Source organism: Pseudomonas aestuarii, assembly GCF_027988105.1.
Taxonomy (GTDB): Bacteria; Pseudomonadota; Gammaproteobacteria; order Pseudomonadales; family Pseudomonadaceae; genus Aquipseudomonas; species Aquipseudomonas aestuarii.
Window position 1 is genome coordinate 1 of the sequence record NZ_JAQJZJ010000004.1, and the last position, 18852, is coordinate 18852.

The following is an 18852-nucleotide window of genomic DNA, read 5'->3' on the forward strand; positions in this document are numbered from 1 at the left end:
ACCGCAGGTCTGCTGGGTGCTGGACAGGCAAATGGGCGACAACTAGGGTTAACTGTGCTAGCTCCCAGTCAGATCAGCTAGCCAGCACCGGTCGCGTTTTCGAGGAACTGCAAGGGTTTTCAGGACGACGGGCAAGGCAACGCGACAGCGCATTCCGCGTCATGGGCCGTCAGCGGAACCCCCTCCACGTACCGCAACAAGCTGGAGTCCTGTCATGAAAATGCTCCTCACCGTCGAGTTCCCACTCGAGCCATTCAATACCCTCGTGAGAACCGGCAAAGTGGGCGACGTCATCGCCCGCATCCTCGAAGCCATCAAGCCGCAAGCAGCCTACTTCACTGAGCAAGACGGCAAGCGCGGCGGTATCTTTATCGTTGACGTGCAAGAGTCGTCGGATATCCCCGCCTTGGCGGAGCCCTTCTTCCTCAACCTCCAGGCCGACTGCAGATTCCGCATCCTGATGAGTCCCGAAGACCTGCAAATGGCAGGGCTGGAAGAGCTAGGCAAGCAATGGGCGTAAATGCCGCCTGACCGCCACGCACGGGGACAGCAGCAAGCGGCGCCTCGGCGTTTGCACATCGACTCCGGCTCCACAGGGCAAAAGCGCGCGTCTTCATTTTCCGAGCCGAGCGTTTCGCCTGGGCGATGAATTCGCGCCCTCCCCCCGCCGTCATGCATGCCGTCACGGCGGCTACTCACAGCACGCTTTCATCTTCGTACCGCGCCTTGCGGGTCACACCGACCGGCATAGTCATGGCCTTGGCCGTGCGGCCCACTCCCCCGGGACCAGGCGTGATTCGGCGGTTAAAAATGAATCTCGGCGTTCTTCATACCCAGCTCGCGCAACTCGTCGATCAAGTCATCCAGATGAACAAATGACTCGACTTCCTCGCGCTCATCGACCAGGAAATAGCTTCTCCCCGCATCTTTCTTGAAGAACACGATCCACTCTTTGAGGTTGGTCGGGTTGGCAATCACATGGGTGTCGAAGGTGACGCCCTCGGCATGTTTGGTCTTGACGTCGTTACGGTTCATCTCGGTCTCCCGCTGGTAGGTGCGCGCGCACCTGTGCGCTCAATGTCAGTCGCCTGCGCCGCTACGCTTCAACCAGAAAAGCTCTGCAACGGGCCTCGGGACGCTCGATCAAAGAGCCGCGTTATTATCACCACATGATAATATCATGCACATGCACTCGCAGAGGAGCTCACCATGATTGCAGTACGCGAAGCCTGGAAGGCCGGCCTGCTGGGGCGCAAGCACTGGCTGAACAATCTGGTCTCCGGAATCATCGTCGGGATAGTGGCGCTGCCACTGGCAATGGCCTTTGCCATGGCCTCCGGGGTCAAGCCGGAGCAAGGCATCTATACCGCGATCATTGGCGGCGTACTGGTTTCCCTGTTTGGTGGCAGTCGTGTACAAATCGCCGGGCCGACCGGCGCTTTCATTGTGATCCTGGCGAGCATCACCGCCGAGCACGGCATCGCCGGCATGCAGATCGCCACCATGATGGCCGGGGTCATGCTGCTGTTGCTGGGTATTACCCGGCTTGGCTCGGTGATCAAGTTCATTCCCGCCCCGGTGATCGTCGGCTTCACCGCCGGGATCGGGGTGATCATCTGGGTCGGCCAATGGCAAGACTTCTTCGGCTTGCCCAGAGTCGACGGTGAGCACTTCCACGAGAAGGTCTGGCAGTTGCTCCAGGCGCTGCCCCAGCTGCACCCGGCCACCACGCTGCTGGCCCTCCTCAGCCTGAGCCTGGTGCTGCTGGCGCCAACGCTTCCGGGTCTCAAGCGCGTGCCCGGCCCGCTGGTGGCGATGCTGCTGGTCACGCTGATCCAGGCGTTGTTTCACTTCGATGGCGTGGCCACCATCGGCAGTGCCTTTGGCGGTATCCCCCAGGGCCTGCCCGATTTCGCTCTGCCTGAAGTCAGCTTGCCGCGGGTTATCGAGCTGATCGGCCCGGCGTTTGCGATTGCCATGCTGGGGGCGATCGAGTCGCTGCTGTCGGCGGTGGTGGCCGACGGCATGACGGCCACCAAGCATGACTCCAACCAGGAACTGGTCGGCCAGGGCATTGCCAACCTGCTCACACCCTTATTCGGCGGCATCGCTGCCACTGGCGCGATTGCGCGCACGGCAACCAATATCCGTAACGGCGGCACCAGCCCGCTCGCCGGCATCATGCACGCGCTCACCCTGCTGCTGATCATCCTGTTCCTGGCCCCGCTGGCCTCGGACATACCGCTGTGCGCACTGGCGGCGATCCTCTTCGTGGTTGCCTACAACATGAGCGAACTGCGCCATTTCAAACGCATGGTGCTGCGGGCGCCACGGGCCGACGTGGCGATTCTGCTGATCACCTTCGGTCTGACGGTATTCAGTGATCTGGTGGTGGCCGTGAACATCGGCGTGATCCTGGCGATGCTGCACTTCATGCGCCGCATGGCCGCCTCCGTGGAGGTTCAGCAGGTCGTCGAACAGGAACTCGAAGCGGAGTTACGCGTTGGCGGTCAAAGCCGCCTGCCAGCCGGCGTGCTGGTGTACACCATTGAAGGACCGCTGTTCTTTGCCGCAGCAGAAACCTTCGAGCGCGCGCTGGCCCAGACCCACACCGACCCGCGCTTGCTGGTGATTCGCCTGAACCGCGTGCCATTCATGGATATCACCGGCCTGCAAACCCTGGAGGAAGTGATCCAGCAACTGCACAAACGCAAGATAGTGGTGAAACTCTGCGAGGCGAACCGCAAGGTGCTGGCCAAGCTGGATAAGGTAGGCATCCTGCACCTGATCGGTGCAGAGCATTACCACGCCGACTTCAACGCCGCGCTGGGCCCCTTCGCGGCGAGCGAACCGACACCGGGTCATGGCTGAGTCGACCAAGGCATGGCCGAGCACCAGGCTGAGCCGCTCGGCGGATCATGGCTTGGCGCCGGGCCCGCGCTTGCTCTGGGTGGCGTAGGTGACGCCGTGGCTCTCGAGGTAATCGCGAATCAGTTGGCGCACGACCTGGGAAGGGGTCAGATCCTGTCCGGCGCACAGCTCCTCGAACGCCTTCTTCTTGACCGGATCAATCAGCACGGTGAGACGCGCAGTCTTGCTTTCCATAGAATCGCCAATCACTCTAATCTGATGTTAATCAAATTATAATAGTAGAAGCCGCGGCTGTCACGGCACGGCGCCCTGCCAAGCCGGGCCGAGGGCTTGCGATCCGCCCAGCCACAGCGGCAAGCTTCGGCTAAATCCGCATAATTATTTGATCGTTCAATAAAAATCGTCCTAGACTGCGCCCCCACCCAGCCAAAAATCCAACCCACGGAGACACCGATGCCCAAGGTCGGAATGCAACCGATCCGCCGCTCGCAATTGATTGCGGCGACCCTCGAAGCCGTCGACCAGGTCGGCATGGGCGATGCCAGCATTGCCTATATTGCCCGGCTGGCGGGGGTTTCCAATGGCATCATCAGCCACTATTTCAAGGACAAGAACGGCCTGCTCGACGCCACCATGCGCCACCTGATGCAGGCCCTGAGCACAGCCTCGCGCGCGCGCCGTGCAGCGCTCAAGGACGACAGTCCGCGCGCGCATCTGCGCGCGATCATCGACAGCAACTTCGACGCCAGCCAGGTCAGCGGCCCGGCCATGAAGACCTGGCTGGCCTTCTGGGCCAGCAGCATGCACCAGCCATCCTTGCGCCGCTTGCAGCGGGTCAACGACCATCGCCTGGATTCCAACCTGTGCTGCCAGTTCCGCCGCATCCTGCCCGTGCCGCAGGCCCGCGCCGCCTCACGCGGTCTGGCCGCCCTGATCGACGGTCTCTGGCTGCGCGGCGCCTTGTCCGGCGGCGACTTCGACACCGAGCAGGCGATCCAGATCGCCTACGACTATCTCGACCAGCAACTGGCCAAGCAGCAACTCGAGGCCGCCTGATCCTGCCCGGGCGCAACTAATCCGGGCGCGATCGAAACACTCGCTGATTCCCCCGCACGAGTCACGCCGGACACTCGGCCGGCACCCGCACGCCGCGCACAAAGCCCTGCCCCGCCTGAACACCCCGCTTGTCGTATCCAGACCGCCACGAGTCGTTCCGGATAATTATTATTGATTGATCGTTCAATAAAAATCACGTAGGCTGGATTTCACTCTTCCGGCCTGGACAGTAACGCCGCGCGCGCCACTGAACCTGCCGACCCATCTGGCCAAGGCGCACTGAAGCCGCCAGCCAGCCTTGCGCAGACCACAGACAAGAGAGGACTCCACCATGCCCCGATTCGACGAACAGAAGCTCTACATCGGTGGTCGCTATGTCGACTCGACCAGCGGCGCCACCTTCGAAAGCATCAATCCGGCCAATGGTGAAGTGCTCGCCAACGTGCAGAGCGCCAGCCAGGCCGACGTCGAGCGCGCGGTGGCCAGCGCCACCGCCGGGCAGAAGGTCTGGGCAGCGATGACCGCCATGCAGCGTTCGCGCATTCTGCGCAAGGCCGTGGACATCCTCCGCGAACGCAACGACGAACTGGCCGAGCTGGAAACCCTCGACACCGGCAAGCCGCTGTCGGAGACCCGCTACGTCGATATCGTCACCGGTGCCGACGTGCTCGAGTATTACGCCGGCCTGGTGCCGGCCATCGAAGGCCAGCAGATCCCCCTGCGCGACAGTGCCTTCGTCTACACCCGCCGCGAGCCCTTGGGCGTGGTCGCCGGCATCGGCGCCTGGAACTACCCGATCCAGATCGCCCTGTGGAAATCCGCTCCGGCCCTGGCCGCTGGCAACGCGATGATCTTCAAGCCCAGCGAAGTCACCTCGCTGACCACCCTCAAACTGGCCGAAATCTACAGCGAAGCCGGCCTGCCGGATGGCGTGTTCAACGTGCTCACCGGCAGCGGCCGCGAAGTCGGCCAGTGGCTGACCGAACACCCGGGCATCGAGAAGATTTCCTTCACAGGCGGCACCGTCACCGGCAAGAAGGTCATGGCCAGCGCCTCCAGCTCGTCGCTGAAGGAAGTGACCATGGAGCTGGGCGGCAAATCGCCACTGATCATCTTCGAAGACGCCGACCTCGACCGCGCCGCCGACATCGCGGTGATGGCCAACTTCTACAGCTCCGGCCAGGTCTGCACCAACGGCACCCGGGTGTTCGTGCCGCGCATGCTGCAGGCGCGTTTCGAGAGCAAGGTACTGGAGCGGGTCAAGCGCATTCGCCTGGGCAACCCGCAGATTGAGTCCACCAACTTCGGCCCGCTGGTCAGCTCGGCCCACATGGAGAGCGTGCTCGGCTACATCGCCAAGGGCCGTAGCGAAGGCGCACGCCTGCTGATCGGTGGCGAGCGGGTGACCGAGGGTGAATTCGCCGATGGCGCCTACGTGGCGCCCACCGTGTTCACCGATTGCACGGACAAGATGACCATCGTGCGCGAAGAAATCTTCGGCCCGGTGATGAGCATCCTGGTCTACGACAGCGAAGACGAAGTGATCCGCCGCGCCAACGACACCGACTACGGCCTGGCGGCTGGCGTGGTGACCCGTGATCTGGCGCGCGCGCACCGGGTCATCCACCAGCTGGAAGCCGGTATCTGCTGGATCAATACCTGGGGCGAGTCGCCGGCGGAAATGCCGGTGGGCGGCTACAAGCAGTCCGGGGTCGGCCGCGAAAATGGCCTGAGCACCCTGGAGCATTACACCCGGACCAAGTCGGTCCAGGTGGAACTGGGCGCCTACGCCTCGGTGTTTTGAGCGGCGAGTGATCGGTGGATGAGCGGCGCGCACTGCCCGGCCGCAGGCCAGGCAACGCCGCCTCAGCCACCCGCTCGCCAGCCCGATCGACCCGCCAGGATTCGGCGCGGAGCGATCGGCCGCATGACCAAGCCCGGTCTTGCGCCCCGCCCTTATGGCCGGCGCAGACCCGTCAATACAGGTAACGCCCATGTCCCAAGAATTCGACTACATCATCATCGGCGCCGGCTCGGCCGGTAACGTGCTGGCCACCCGCCTGACCGAGGATGCCGACGTCAGCGTGCTGCTGCTGGAAGCCGGCGGCCCGGACTACCGCCTGGATTTTCGCACCCAGATGCCCGCCGCCCTGGCCTTCCCGCTGCAGGGCCGCCGCTACAACTGGGCCTACGAGACCGAGCCGGAGCCGCACATGAACAACCGCCGGATGGAGTGCGGGCGCGGCAAGGGCCTGGGCGGCTCATCCTTGATCAACGGCATGTGCTACATCCGCGGTAACGCCCTCGACTACGACGGCTGGGCCAAGGACAAGGGCCTGGAAGACTGGAGCTACCTGGACTGCCTGCCCTATTTCCGCAAGGCGGAAACGCGCGACAGCGGCGCCAACGCCTACCACGGCGGCGATGGCCCGGTCAGCGTGTGCACGCCGAAGACCGGCAACAATCCGCTGTTCCACGCCATGGTCGAGGCCGGCGTGCAGGCCGGCTTCCCGCGCACCGACGACCTCAACGGCTACCAGCAGGAAGGTTTTGGCCCGATGGACCGCACCGTGACCCCGCAGGGCCGGCGCGCCAGTACCGCGCGCGGTTATCTCGACCAGGCCAAGGGCCGGCCGAACCTGACCATCGTCACCCACGCCCTCACCGACCGCATCCTGTTCAGCGGCAAGCGCGCCATTGGCGTCGACTACCTGCAGGGCGACAGCACCAGCCCGACCACCGTCAAGGCGCGCCGCGAAGTGCTGCTGTGCAGCGGCGCCATTGCTTCGCCGCAGATCCTCCAGCGGTCGGGCGTCGGCCCGGCCGCGCTGCTGCGTGAGCTGGACATTCCGCTGGTCCACGAGCTGCCCGGGGTCGGCGAGAACCTGCAGGACCACCTGGAGATGTACCTGCAATACGCCTGCAAGCAGCCGGTTTCGTTGTACCCGGCGCTGCAGTGGTGGAACCAGCCGAAGATCGGCGCCAAGTGGATGTTCCTCGGCAAGGGCATCGGCGCCAGCAACCAGTTCGAGGCCGGTGGCTTCATCCGCACCAGCGCCGAGTTCGAGTGGCCGAACATCCAGTACCACTTCCTGCCGGTGGCGATCAATTACAACGGCAGCAACGCGGTCAAGGAGCACGGCTTCCAGGCCCATGTCGGCTCCATGCGCTCGCCGAGCCGCGGTCGCGTCCAGGCCAGGTCGAAAGACCCGCGCCAGCACCCGAGCATCCTGTTCAACTACATGTCCAGCCCCCAGGACTGGCAGGAGTTCCGCGACGGCATCCGCATTACCCGCGAGATCATGAACCAATCGGCACTCGACCCCTTCCGCGGGCGTGAACTCAGCCCCGGTGCCGCGGTGCAAAGCGACGCCGAACTGGATGCCTTCGTCCGCGATCATGCGGAAACCGCCTTCCATCCGTCCTGCTCCTGCAAGATGGGCGAAGACGCTATGGCAGTGGTCGACGGCCAGGGCCGCGTGCACGGCATGCAAGGCCTGCGGGTGGTCGATGCCTCGATCATGCCGCTGATCACCACCGGCAACCTCAATGCACCGACCATCATGATGGCCGAGAAGATCGCCGACAAAATCCGCGGGCGCACGCCGCTGCCGCGCAGCACCGCGCCCTACTACGTGGCGGGCAACGCACCGGTGCGCCACACCCCGCAGCGCAGCTGAATACGGTTCAGAGGTTGTGAAAAGATCGAGCGCCGCAGCGAGACCGTCTCCAGGCGGGAGTTTTTTCACAGCCTCTCAGTAGCCGGTCATTTCCAGGTAGCCAACGCCCTGGTGGCTGCCGCTGAACCGGATCGGTCCCTCCCAGTAGGGAAAGCGGGTGGCCATCCAGGCCTGCTCCTGCAACGGCGTGGTGTCGATGGAGAACGCCTTGGCGGGGATGCGCAGGCGCCAGGCGGTCGGCAGGCGCCGGCCGGCAACGCGACTGAAGTGCACGGGGACCATCTCGATGTCCGCCTCGCTCAGCGACTGGGCCTGGCCGTCCGCCGCGATCCAGGTGCCGGCGCGGTAATGCGCGCCGCCGGCCTGGCGCAACTGGAACAGCATCAGCTTCTCGCCCGTCTGCAGATGCAGGGAGAACCAGTCCCAGCCCTGCTGATCGGGCGCCAGCGGCTGGCTGCTCCACTCGTGGTCGAGCCAGGCCTGGCCCGTGACCGCATGTCGCTGGCCGTCCAGCAGTAGGCTGCCTTCGGCCTGGAAGAACGGCTGGCTGTAGTAATAGGAGGCCTGGCCCTGGGCGGACTTCTGGCTGAACCCCTTACGCCCGTGCAGCACCGGCGGCCGTGCGCTGGTGAGGCGCAGGCGATAGCCGAAGCCCGCGCCGCGCGCATTCAGCTCCAGCTCGCCCAGGCCGCCATTGGCCGGGCCGTGGCTGGCTAGCTGCCAGTCGTCGATCCAGGCCTGCAAGGGTTCGGCCATCACCCCGGCCTGGCCGATACCGCCGCGGGCGAAGGTCTCGGCATAACGATGACCGTCCGCCCCCGTCAGGGCGGCATGGCCCATCCACAGGTTCTGGTTGCGCCAGTCCGTCTCATGCGAACCCGGCTGCAGGGCGTTGCGAAACAGCGTCCACTGCACGCCCCAGGCGCGGCCCTGGGCGTCCTCCAGGTTGGCGGTGAGGTACCACCACTCGATGCGGTAGTCCGGGTGCGCGCCGTGGTCGGCCGGAAACCCCAGCGCCCGCCCCGGCGCGACCCGGGCAAAACCCGCCGCCGAACCACCCAGTCCGGCGAAGCCCACGGCCGGCGGCGTTTCGGCCTCGCAGGCGGCGAGCAGCAGCAGGCCGGCGAGCAACGCCAGGAAGGCACTGGCGCTGTGTCTCTCGCCCCCGTATGCCATCGGCCTCCTACCATTGCATGAGCGCACGCGATCCATCAGCGAGTCCTCCTAGCGTTCATCGGCGAAGCTGCGCAACAGCGCCGCCGGGGTGCTGCGGCCGAGTTGCCAGAGCGGCCAGGCGGCGGCCAGCAGGGTGGCGAGCAGCGCCAGGCCGAGCAACTGCAGGAGCTGGCCGGGGAATACCTGCAGCGGCAGGCGCCAGCCGAAGGCCTGCACGTTGATCACCGCGACCAGGCACCAGGCCAGCAACAGGCCCAGCGGCAGCGCCAGGAGCAGGGTCAGCACGGCCAGCAACAGGGTCTGGCCGAGACTCAGCCAGGCCAGGCGCCTGCGGTCGACGCCCAGCGCCCAGAGCGGCGCCAGCTGGCTCAGGCGGGTCTGGCCGAGGGTCAGCAAACTGATCAGCAGCGCCACCGCGGCCACGCCCAGGGTCAGGCTGTTGAGCGCGGCGGTGGCGGCGAAGGTGCGCTCGAATACCCGGTTCGACCAGGCCTTGAGCGCGGCCTGGTCGATCACCCGACTGTCGTCCAGGGCAAAGCGCGCCTGCAGCGCCTGGATCAACGCGGGCACCTCTGCGGCCGGCAGGCGCAGGCTGAAACTGCGCGGGGCCAGCCCCGGCCAGTGGCGCTGCAGGCCTGCCGCATCGACCAGCAGATGCCCCCTGGGATTGCCGTAGTCGGCGTAGATGCCGAGCACCTCCAGCTCCCAGGTACCGCTCGGGGTGGGCAGGCGCAGGCGCTCGCCCAGGTGCAGGTCGAGGCGCCGCGCCAGTTGCTCGCTGAGCATCAAGCCCTGCTGCCGTGCCAGGCGCTCCCAGGCCCCGGCGCTGGCGCTCAGCAGCGGCCAGTGCGCGCGGTAATACGCTTGCGTGCGGATACCGTTCAGTTGTGCCGGCCAGCCCTGCAGTTGCAGCTCGACCCGCCAGCTCGGCAGCAGCGCGCGCACCTGCGGCTGCTTGGTCAACCAGGCCTCTATGGCCGTGGCCTGGCTGGTGTCGACCGGGTTCAGGTAGAGTTCGGCGGCCAGGCGCTGGTCGAGCCAGCCACTGAAGGTCTGACGAAAGCCCGCGGTCATGCTGCCGACGCCGATGTTTGCCGCCAGCGCCAGCAACAGGGCCATCAACGCCAGCGCCAGACTCGGCAGTTGCTGGCGGCTGTCGGCGACGAACCACTGGGCCAGCGGCGTACGGCAATGGGGCAGCCAGGCCTCGAGCACGCGACTCAGGCCCACCGGCAAGGCCAGTGCCGCACCCAGCAGCAAGGCGGCGAGCAGGACAAAGCCGGCCGCCAGGCTGTCGCCGAACCACAGCGCCAGCAGCGCCACACCGCCGAGCAGCGCCGCCAGCCAGCCCTGACGCCGTAGCCAGCGCGCCTGGGCCTGCTGCCAGGCCTCGGGCTGGGCCAGGGCCAACAGCGGCAGACGCGCGGCGCGCAGCAGGCTGCCGGCGCCCGCGCACAAGGCCCCGAACAGGCAGACCAGCAGGCCGCCCAGCCACCACTGCGGCGCCAGGCTGAGCCGCCCGGCCACCTCGGCGCCATACAGGCTGCGCAGGCTGGCGGCGACATCCGGCAACAGCCAGGCCGCCACGGCATAGCCGCTGAGCAAGCCGGCGACCGCGCCGAGCAGCGCCAGCACGCCGAGCTCCACGACCAGGGCGACCAGCAGGCCGCGCAGACTCACCCCGCAGCTGCGCAGGTTGCGCAGCAACACCCGGCGCTGCTCCAGGGCCAGACCGATGGCGGCGTGGACGATGAACAGGCCGACGACGAAGGCCAGCAGGCCGAGGGCGCTGAGGTTGAGGTGAAAACTGTCGGTGAGCTGGGCCAGATTGGCGCCCTGGTCACCGCGCTGCAGCACCAGCTGCGTGGCCAGTTCCGCCGGCAGCGGCGGTGCGGCGCGGGCGAACGCGGCCGGCAGCAACAAGCGCGAGAGCTGGCCGCGAGCGTCGAGCAGGCGCTGGGCCACGCCAATGTCCACCAGCAGCACCCCGGGCGCCAGCTGCGGCCACACCGCCAGTGGTGGCAGGCGCTGACCGGATGCACTGAGCGGCTGCGCCCCGGCTGGCAGACCCAGCTCGGCCAAGGTGTCGGCGGCAATCCAGCTGCGCCCGGGCCGGCCGAGAAAAGCCGCCAGGTCCCGGCGCTCGCGCGTTTGCCCGGCCAGCGCGCTGCCCGCCGGCAGGGTCAAAGGCTCGATGCCGATCAACTGCAGGCGCTGTTCGCGCTGCCCCTGCAGGCGCAGGCGCCCTTGCAGCAACGGCGAGACCGGCCAGCCGGCGCGGCGCAATTCGATGAAGTGCTGCTGGGCAATCCTGCCGCCATCGCGGGCGACCAGGCTGTAGCGCTCGGCGCCGCCGAGCAGCTGACTGGCGCGGGCATAGCTGTCGCGGGCCTGGCTGTTCAGCGCCTGCACCCCGGCCCACAGGCTGGTGGCCAGCCACAGGCCGGCCAGCACGCTGAACAATTGCAGCGGATGGCGGCGCCAATGACTGAGCAACGCACTCAGGGTCCAATACAGGCGGCGCATCATCCGGCCGCCTCCAGCAGGCGCCCGCCCTGCAGGCACCGGCACCGTTGCAGGCGGGCCGCCAGGCTGGCGCTGTGGGTGACCATCAGCAGGCTGGTCGAGCTGCCGGCGAGCAGCTCCAGCAGCAGGGTCAACACCTGGTCGGCGCTGCGCTCATCCAGGCTGCCGGTGGGCTCGTCGGCCAGCAGCAGCGGCGGCCTCACGGCCAGCGCCCGACCCAGGGCGACCCGCTGCTGCTGGCCGACCGAGAGCTGTTCGGGGTAGCGCCCAAGCAGGGCCGCCAGACCGAGCCGCTCGACCAGTTCGGCCTGCCAGTGCGGGTCATGGCGGCCGGCCAGGCGCGCCTGGAAGGCCAGGTTGTCGGCGACGCGCAGGCTGGCGATCAGGTTGAATTGCTGGAAGACCAGACCGATACCGCTGCGCCGCCAGGCCGCCAGCTGCCCTTCACCGAGGTCGTCCAGCACGCGGCCGTCGACCTCGATCCGCCCGGCATCGGCGCGATCCAGCCCGGCCAACAGGTGCAGCAGGGTGCTCTTGCCGCTGCCGGACTCGCCCATCAGGGCCAGGCTCTCACCCGTCGCCAGTTCCAGGTCGATGCCACGCAGCACCGCCAGCGTGCCCTGGGGCGTCGTATAGCTCTTGCACAAGCCCTGGACTTTGAGCATCTGTCTGCCACCTGAGCGCGGGGGATGGTGCCGCCAGGAACCCCCGCACCCGGCCGGACAAGGGCGACGCCTCTCTCAGTAAAGCAAAGCCACCGTCACCTGCAGCGGCAGGTGCCGCCCTGTGGCTCTTGCGCCGGAGTCGTTGCCCTGCGGGGATCCTCGTCGCGCCCAGGGGACGAGTCTTCGCGCGGCCGGGTCTCGGCGCTCGGCTCAATCAGCGCCAGCAGGCGCTCGAACGCCTCCCGGCGGCCTTGCCGATCGCTGGGCGCCCTGTCGAGTCGGCCCTCGGCAGCCTGCGCACTGGCCGCACGCAGGTAGGCATTCAGGCGCTTGGCCAGGTCGATCGACAGACGCAGGCTCTGCTTGCTGCTCATGATGTCCCTCTCGCCGTGCGGACGGTTTGATCAGGCGACCTCTAGCGGGCCTCGCGTCGAACCTGCCCGCCGCATGGGGCAAATCCGGACTGCGCATCGGCCGTGGCGGCCTGCGCAGCTGTTGCGCATGCAGATTGCGCGTGCAGCGGAGGGCATTCGCCATGCCGTAACAGCATCAGCTGCCCTCGGCTGCGGGGTCTTGTTCCAAGCTAGAGGCCGAGCAGGCAAACGGTATTGACCTAAATCAAGGCCTGCTGCGGATGTGCCGAACCCCCGGCCAGCGCCTGGCTCGCGAGCGACTTACTTCAGGCCCAAACGCCGGGCCAGACGGATCAGGTTGGCGCGATCCACCCCCAGCTCGCGGGCGCTGTCGGCCCATCTGTGCTCGTGACGGGCCAGGGTCTGGCTGATCAACTGCTTCTGGTAGGCATCCAGGGCCTCGCGCAGCGGCACGCCGCCGGCTGCGGGCAGCGCCAGCGGCGGCGTTTCGGCAGTGGCTTGAGGCTGTGGCAGGTCCAAGGCCTGGCAGTCGATGCTGAGGATGCGCGGGCGCTCGGCGCAGGCCGACAAGGCCTTGAGCGCGGCACGGCCGATCAGGTGCTCGAGCTCGCGTACGTTGCCCGGCCAGTCGTGGCCCAGCAGGGCCTTCTGCGCATCGGCCGTCAGGCGCAGGCCGCGCAGCCCCAGGCGCGGACGATTCTCCTCGAGGAAGTAGCCGGCCAGCAACAGCACGTCGCGACCGCGCTCGCGCAGCGCCGGGACTTTCAGCGGGTACACGCTCAGGCGATGGTAGAGGTCGGCGCGAAAGCGCCCGGCGCGCACCTCTTCGGCGAGGTCGCGATTGCTCGCCGCCAGCACCCGGACATTGACCCGGTGCTCGCGATCCGAGCCGACCCGCTGCAACTGGCCGCTCTGCAGCACCCGCAGCAACTTGGCCTGCACCACCACCGGCAACTCGCCGACCTCGTCGAGAAACAGGGTGCCGCCGTCGGCCAGCTCGAACTTGCCGCTGCGCTCGTTGACCGCACCGGAGAAGGCGCCGCGCACGTGGCCGAACAACTCGCTCTCGACCAGGGTCTCGGGCAAGGCCGCGCAGTTGAGGCTGATCAACGGCCGCTTGGCCCGCGCCGAGGCGGCATGGATGGCCTCGGCCACCAGCTCCTTGCCGACCCCGGTTTCCCCGCTGATCAGCACCGTCAGTTCGCTGTCGCCGACCAGCGCGATTTCCTCCAGCAGCCGTTTGTGCTGCGGGCTCTGGCCGATCAGCTCGCGCGGCCGGTGCTGGTCGGCAGCCTGCTTGTAGACCTCGGCCAACTGGTGTTCGTCCTCGACCCGGCGCAACAACTGGGCGATGCGGTTGTTGGCCATCACGGTGGCGGCGGCCAGGCTGGCGAAGGCCGCCAGGGTGTCCAGGTCGACCCTGCCGAAGCTGGCCGGGTCCAGCGAATCGAGGGTCAGCAGGCCCCACAGCTGATCCTGCAGGTACAGCGGACAGCCCAGGCAATCATGCACCTCGAGGTGGCCGCGATGGCCCTCGACCAGACCGTCATAGGGGTCGGGCAAGCCGCAGTCCGTGGCGAAGCGGGTCGGCCCGCGCTGCGCCAGCAAGGCCTGCAGGCGCGGATGCTCGCCCAGCTTGAAGCGTCGCCCCAGGGTATCGGTGCTCAAGCCATCAACCGCCAGCGGCACCAGCACCTCGCCCTCGAGCCTGAGCAAGGCCACCGCATCGCACGGCAACAGCTGGCGCAGCGCCAGCAACAGGCGCCGATAGCGCTCGGCCTCGGGCAACTCGCGGGACAGGTCGGCGACCAGGGGGATCAATGCCGTGAGCAGTGGATTTGCTGTCATAAAGACTACCAGGTGTCATAAAGACTCGAATACGCCAACAGTCATAAAGACAGCAATGCATGCAAGCCATTGAAATTATTGGACTATAAAAGTGGCACGAGCTGTGCACCATCCTAAGCACCATGAACTTAGCACGCCTGAGCGCGCCGGCCGAATGCTTCTCGATGATTGACCGGCGCCCCTCAGGCGGCACAGCCCACACAGGAACCACTCAATGCTCACTGCCCAACAACGCACCCTGATCAAGGCCACAGTGCCGCTGCTGGAAACCGGCGGCGAAGCCCTGACTCGCCACTTCTACCAATTGATGCTCGGCGAATATCCGCAGGTTCGCCCCCTGTTCAACCAGGCGCACCAGGCCAGCGGCGACCAGCAACGCGCACTGGCCAACGGCGTGCTGATGTACGCCCGCAATATCGACCGCCTGGAGGCCCTCGGCCCGCTGGTCGGGCAGATCGTCAGCAAGCATGTGTCGTTGCAGATCCTGCCCGAGCATTACCCGATCGTCGGCAGCTGCCTGTTGCGGGCGATTCGCGAGGTGCTCGGCGAGCAGATCGCCACCGACGAAGTGATCGACGCCTGGGGCGCCGCTTATGGTCAGCTGGCGCAGATCCTGATTGATGCCGAAGAGGGCGCCTATGCCGCCAACGCCGAAGCCAAGGGCGGCTGGCGCGGCGCCCGCGGCTTCCGGGTGGCGCAAAAGATCGTGGAAAGCGAGGAGATCGTCTCCCTGCACCTGGTGCCGGAAGACGGCGGCGCGCTGCTCGACTTTCAGCCGGGTCAGTACATCGGCCTGCGCCTGCAACTGGATGGCGAGGAACTGCGCCGCAACTACTCGCTGTCGGCCTGCGGCAATGGTCGCGAATACCGCATCAGCGTCAAGCGCGAGCCCGGTGGCAAGGCCTCCAACTACCTGCACGACCGGGTCCAGGTCGGCGACCGCCTGGAGCTGTTCCCACCAGCCGGCGATTTCGTCCTGCGTGAGTCGAACAAGCCGCTGGTGCTGATCAGCGCCGGCGTCGGCATCACCCCGGCGCTGAGCATGCTCGAAGCGGCGCGCGGGCATGGCCGGCCGATCCATTTCATCCACTGCGCCCGCCATGCCGGTGTGCACGCCTTCCGCGGCTGGGTCGACGCCCAGACCCTGGCCCACCCGCAGGTGCGGCACTTCGTCTGCTACAGCGAACCGCGCGACGAAGACCAGGGCCATGCCGAAGGTTTCCTGACCCGCGAGCAACTGGCCGAGTGGCTGCCAGAGGAACGCGACCTGGACGCTTACTTCCTCGGCCCCAAGCCCTTCATGGCCCAGGTGAAAAAGCACCTGCGCGAACTCGGCGTACCGGAGCAGCAGAGCCACTACGAGTTCTTCGGCCCGGCCAGTTCGCTGGAGGCCTGAACTGAGGTCGACCCGTCCGGCGCGCTTGCGCCGGGCGGCTCCAGCAATAGGAGTACCTGTCATGAGCCTGTTCGATTGCCCGCAACGCCTGCGTCGCCTGTCCAACCAGCTGCTGTCGAGCGGTGGCGTCGCCCTGCTGCTGGGCGTGTTCGGCGCCTACGGTTGGGCCGAACACCTCAGCCTGGGCACCCTGGTCGGTGCCCACAGCCTGACCATCCTCGGTCCGGCGCTGTTGAAAATCGGCTACGTGATGCGCCTGCTCGCCGAAAAACCGGCACCCGCTGGCACCGCCACGGCCTGCTACTGCGCGGCCTGAACCGGGCGAACGGCTGAATCGCCCACCCGGCGAGGATGCGCCGCGCGCACGCCAAGAGTCGCAGCAGCGTGGCCATGATCGGCAGAGAACGGCCAAAAGCGGACGTTTAATTTTAGTTACATTCATAACTCTTTATGGAAACCCGTGTTCGAAGTAATGAATGTGCCGGTTTGCTTAGACCATCATTCCGCAATGTAATGATGCACCTACAAGAGATAACTTTGAGCAATAATTGGAGTTGGGTCTAGGGCGAAGTCGATATGGATTTTTTTAGGGGGGGGGGGGCAGCATACTTTAATGGATAGTGGCAGGTAGAGCTCTTTAGGCCGGAGACGCCATTGAGGCACTTGACAGGTGATCTACCAAGGAGTATCTGATGTACTCTTTAAGTTCATCCAAGTATATCTCTCCTGTGGTGACTGCTTCTATGCTTTGCTTAACTATTCTGACGCGATGTGAACGAGCCAGATCCGCTCGAGAAATAAGGGTTTTTTTCCCAGTCTCGTCACGACCACTTTCTATCGTGGCGTCAAATAGTTGCTTGGCAAGCGCGTCCTTCAGGGCCGAAGGATCTTCATCATTATATGTTACCAGTTTAATGCTGAGCAGATAGGGGGGAGGCATAAGTCCCAAAACCCCGGCCCACGGCTCATCGCTGTCCGGGCTCAGGCTGATAAAAATCCCATACAATTTGTCAGCATGTTTAGTAAGTTTCGAATGCAAGATCTCTTTGATTCTTGAACTGCTCAAGGCATCGTTAAACTCATCCGGTAAGGCCACACGTGTGTAGCTTCGGCCCAGCCATCCAGAAAAAGCGTCAAGCCACTGGTTTTTTTCCCAATTATCTCCGCCCTCTTTTGGTTCGTCGATCAAATGGAAGTCTGGCCTACCAATTTCGGCTAAAATTTGGCGAGGGAGCCAAGCCCGGCGTTGGATGTCGATGGCGAAATATACGAGTTCTGCGTCCAGCCTCCCCCTGACATGTAAAATTCGAGGATGGTCCCCTTTGACAAATGCAGGGTCGGGTTTCTCTATTTTTTTCGCTGAGACGATCTCAAATACCGGAATCTGTTCAAAATTTTGACTGTAGAGATTGCATGTTTGAGACGCAATTACCCAGTAGTCATCGTCAGTACTTCCCTGCAGATCTCCGTCGAGTCTGTTGGCGCGCAAAACTGAGCCCTGCCACCACTCCCCCTGCTTGATGGCCTCAGCTAATGCACTAGACATCTGTTGACCGATCTACGTCGATTAGATGAGAGGTTCCTTGACGCATGTCGATGCTCCGATTGGTAGCCTGACCCAAGCGAGGGCTTAGCTCGACTATTTTCTCCAAAGCGAATGACTTAAGCTCGCCCACGGATAATGACTCATCGTTCAAAACTGCTAAAAATGACCTTCCAGATGTCGGTATATTCCAGACGGTTTTCAATCGGGATAAGTCGATATCTTGGGGGCTTTCCTTAATGATATCTAAAAGAATTTCTGCTCTGTTGACAGTTGCAGCGCGAGGCATGCTCTTATCATCATACCAGTCATATACTGATTTTCGAGTTACACCGAACAGCTCCGCAACTTGAGTTATCGACAAAGAAAGTTGATCTTGAACTGATGTCAATCTATTCGAAAAAGGTAGTGGTTTGCCGGCCTCGCCGTATTTCTCGTCGTTTGCACTCAAAACACTATCGAGTGCGCGATAAAGCTCGAATTTCGGATCGAAAAGTTCTGAATTTATATATACGGTGAAGCTTTTCTTTCTAATGAAAGAGGTATAAATATCTTCTTGCTTGTATAGATCAGCAACTTGAAATGCAATTGGTGCGGAGGCCTCAGACGGCCAAGCGGAATAATTTGCTACCATACTGGTGGAGTATTGATCGACCAGACAAGTAGACGTATCCATTACTAACATTATGCTTCTCCTTTCCATGTACGGAAGGCATGATCAGTCAGTACATCTGGATGACGGAAAAAGTCATTTGCTAAATCATGAAGAGATTTAAGTCCCGCAAGTACTAAAGATTTCTCCATTCGCCGAGGAGATTCAAATAACGCTACCGCATCCATGTCAAGAATTAGTTCGTTAAGGCCAGTGCCAAGGAGCTTAAATTCTGTATGTGGCTGCTGAGTCATCATTATCAACCCAAGAACATCATGCGGAATGGGAAGCGCTCCTGGCATCGACTGAGCAGAAACTCTTAGTCGAGAATCTTCTTTTCGGTACTCACCAAGAATTGTGCCGCCTACGCTGGTGTGCTCTGATAACTGAGGAGGCAGCCAAGCTTTAGAAATATAGTTAGAAATATTTTCATCAGGCTTTGCCGTAATTTTGTCTACATATCGAACACCCATGTTCAATACATCTACAAAACGCATGTGATTTAAAAGTACAGAAAGAGCTTTTTCATACTTTCCTATAAAATCATTGAATCTAGTGTATTTAGTTGTGAACATAAGCAATTGATCATTAGCAAACTGAAAGCAGTAGCTTTTATCTGACGACATCAGCATCCACGCATCGCTTTTCACCGGATTCAGCGGGGTCGGCCCCATTTGCTCAATTTGAATCGTGTTCATCAGTGGTGCGATGTCACGCATTTCGTCTTGAATCTCGGCGATTTTACTAGGTAGGCGAGCCCATGGTGCGAAACGCACTGACGCGATCACATGGGTGAGGGGCGAGTGGGTAAGGATGCCGGTACGGATGGTCATTTTTTCGCCTATAAGGCTGTGGTCAGTAGGTAGCTTTGGCGGCGACTATACACCAAAGTAAACACTATCCTAGTCGTAACACACAGCTTGTCCACAGAGTCTGTGGAAAAAACGCGTCGCTCCAAGCGAGCCTCAATCTAAGCAGCTTTATGTCCGCATTTTTAAAGGGGGCCGGCTAAAGGCTAGACAGGATATAGGTCGTTCGCGCAACAGCCTGCGAGAGATAGAGCTA

Annotated in this window: 17 protein-coding genes; 7 read left to right on the top strand and 10 right to left on the bottom strand. The window is 63.7% G+C overall.

Annotated features, from left to right (window positions below; translation table 11 throughout):
- The first annotated feature begins 214 nt into the window (after positions 1-214).
- Positions 215-520 carry a panthothenate synthetase gene (locus PH586_RS09580; RefSeq protein ID WP_271347542.1) on the top strand — a complete coding sequence of 102 codons (306 nt, stop codon included), beginning with the start codon at positions 215-217 and terminating at the stop codon, positions 518-520.
- A gap of 284 nt (positions 521-804) precedes the next feature.
- Here the strand turns inward: PH586_RS09580 and PH586_RS09585 are convergent, their stop codons facing one another.
- The gene (locus PH586_RS09585; RefSeq protein ID WP_271347543.1) at positions 805-1035 is read right to left on the bottom strand and encodes a hypothetical protein; all 231 of its coding nucleotides are present in this window, start codon (positions 1033-1035) and stop codon (positions 805-807) included.
- Positions 1036-1209: 174 nt separating this feature from the next.
- Between PH586_RS09585 and PH586_RS09590 the strand changes: the two genes are divergently transcribed.
- Positions 1210-2871, top strand: a complete 1662-nt coding sequence (locus PH586_RS09590; RefSeq protein WP_271347544.1) for a SulP family inorganic anion transporter — start codon at positions 1210-1212, stop codon at positions 2869-2871.
- A 45-nt stretch (positions 2872-2916) separates the two neighbouring features.
- Here PH586_RS09590 and PH586_RS09595 read toward each other — a convergent pair whose 3' ends face one another.
- Positions 2917-3105 carry a CopG family transcriptional regulator gene (locus tag PH586_RS09595; protein ID WP_271347545.1) on the bottom strand — a complete coding sequence of 63 codons (189 nt, stop codon included), beginning with the start codon at positions 3103-3105 and terminating at the stop codon, positions 2917-2919.
- 219 nt (positions 3106-3324) lie between these two features.
- On the opposite strand from PH586_RS09595, the gene betI reads away from it, so the two are divergent.
- From betI to betA, 3 genes are all read left to right on the top strand, one after another.
- Entirely contained in the window at positions 3325-3927 is a 603-nt protein-coding gene (gene betI, locus PH586_RS09600; RefSeq protein WP_271347546.1) for a transcriptional regulator BetI, read from the top strand.
- A 331-nt stretch (positions 3928-4258) separates the two neighbouring features.
- Positions 4259-5731: a betaine-aldehyde dehydrogenase gene (gene betB / locus PH586_RS09605; protein WP_271347547.1), complete on the top strand. Its 1473-nt coding sequence runs from the start codon at positions 4259-4261 to the stop codon at positions 5729-5731.
- A 190-nt stretch (positions 5732-5921) separates the two neighbouring features.
- The gene (gene betA, locus PH586_RS09610) at positions 5922-7607 is read left to right on the top strand and encodes a choline dehydrogenase (RefSeq protein WP_271347548.1); all 1686 of its coding nucleotides are present in this window, start codon (positions 5922-5924) and stop codon (positions 7605-7607) included.
- Between the two features lie 75 nt (positions 7608-7682).
- Here betA and PH586_RS09615 read toward each other — a convergent pair whose 3' ends face one another.
- The 5 genes from PH586_RS09615 to norR form a co-directional block, all read right to left on the bottom strand.
- A complete protein-coding gene (locus PH586_RS09615; RefSeq protein WP_271347549.1) occupies positions 7683-8783 on the bottom strand; it encodes a lipocalin-like domain-containing protein in 1101 nt (366 codons plus the stop codon).
- Positions 8784-8831: 48 nt separating this feature from the next.
- Positions 8832-11309, bottom strand: coding sequence for an FtsX-like permease family protein (locus PH586_RS09620; RefSeq protein ID WP_271347953.1), 2478 nt, complete (start codon positions 11307-11309; stop codon positions 8832-8834).
- Positions 11309-11974, bottom strand: coding sequence for an ABC transporter ATP-binding protein (locus PH586_RS09625; RefSeq protein WP_271347550.1), 666 nt, complete (start codon positions 11972-11974; stop codon positions 11309-11311). Before PH586_RS09625 ends, PH586_RS09620 begins: the two co-directional genes overlap by 1 nt.
- Positions 11975-12069: 95 nt before the next feature.
- Positions 12070-12348, bottom strand: a complete 279-nt coding sequence (locus tag PH586_RS09630; RefSeq protein WP_271347551.1) for a hypothetical protein — start codon at positions 12346-12348, stop codon at positions 12070-12072.
- Positions 12349-12648: 300 nt separating this feature from the next.
- The gene (gene norR, locus PH586_RS09635) at positions 12649-14196 is read right to left on the bottom strand and encodes a nitric oxide reductase transcriptional regulator NorR (protein WP_271347552.1); all 1548 of its coding nucleotides are present in this window, start codon (positions 14194-14196) and stop codon (positions 12649-12651) included.
- A gap of 214 nt (positions 14197-14410) precedes the next feature.
- On the opposite strand from norR, the gene hmpA reads away from it, so the two are divergent.
- Positions 14411-15592 carry an NO-inducible flavohemoprotein gene (gene hmpA, locus PH586_RS09640; RefSeq protein WP_271347553.1) on the top strand — a complete coding sequence of 394 codons (1182 nt, stop codon included), beginning with the start codon at positions 14411-14413 and terminating at the stop codon, positions 15590-15592.
- A gap of 61 nt (positions 15593-15653) precedes the next feature.
- Positions 15654-15908, top strand: coding sequence for a transmembrane sensor/regulator PpyR (locus tag PH586_RS09645; RefSeq protein ID WP_271347554.1), 255 nt, complete (start codon positions 15654-15656; stop codon positions 15906-15908).
- 321 nt (positions 15909-16229) lie between these two features.
- On the opposite strand, the gene PH586_RS09650 is transcribed toward PH586_RS09645, so the two are convergent.
- Genes PH586_RS09650 through PH586_RS09660 form a run of 3 tightly spaced genes read right to left on the bottom strand, consistent with a single transcriptional unit; the run spans position 16230 to position 18620 of the window.
- Positions 16230-17138 (bottom strand): hypothetical protein, encoded by a 909-nt coding sequence (locus PH586_RS09650; RefSeq protein WP_271347555.1) that lies wholly within the window; start codon positions 17136-17138, stop codon positions 16230-16232.
- The gene (locus PH586_RS09655; RefSeq protein WP_271347556.1) at positions 17131-17820 is read right to left on the bottom strand and encodes a helix-turn-helix domain-containing protein; all 690 of its coding nucleotides are present in this window, start codon (positions 17818-17820) and stop codon (positions 17131-17133) included. Before PH586_RS09655 ends, PH586_RS09650 begins: the two co-directional genes overlap by 8 nt.
- Positions 17820-18620, bottom strand: a complete 801-nt coding sequence (locus PH586_RS09660) for a TIGR04255 family protein (protein WP_271347557.1) — start codon at positions 18618-18620, stop codon at positions 17820-17822. The genes PH586_RS09655 and PH586_RS09660 overlap by 1 nt, the downstream gene beginning before the upstream one ends.
- Positions 18621-18852: the final 232 nt, after the last annotated feature.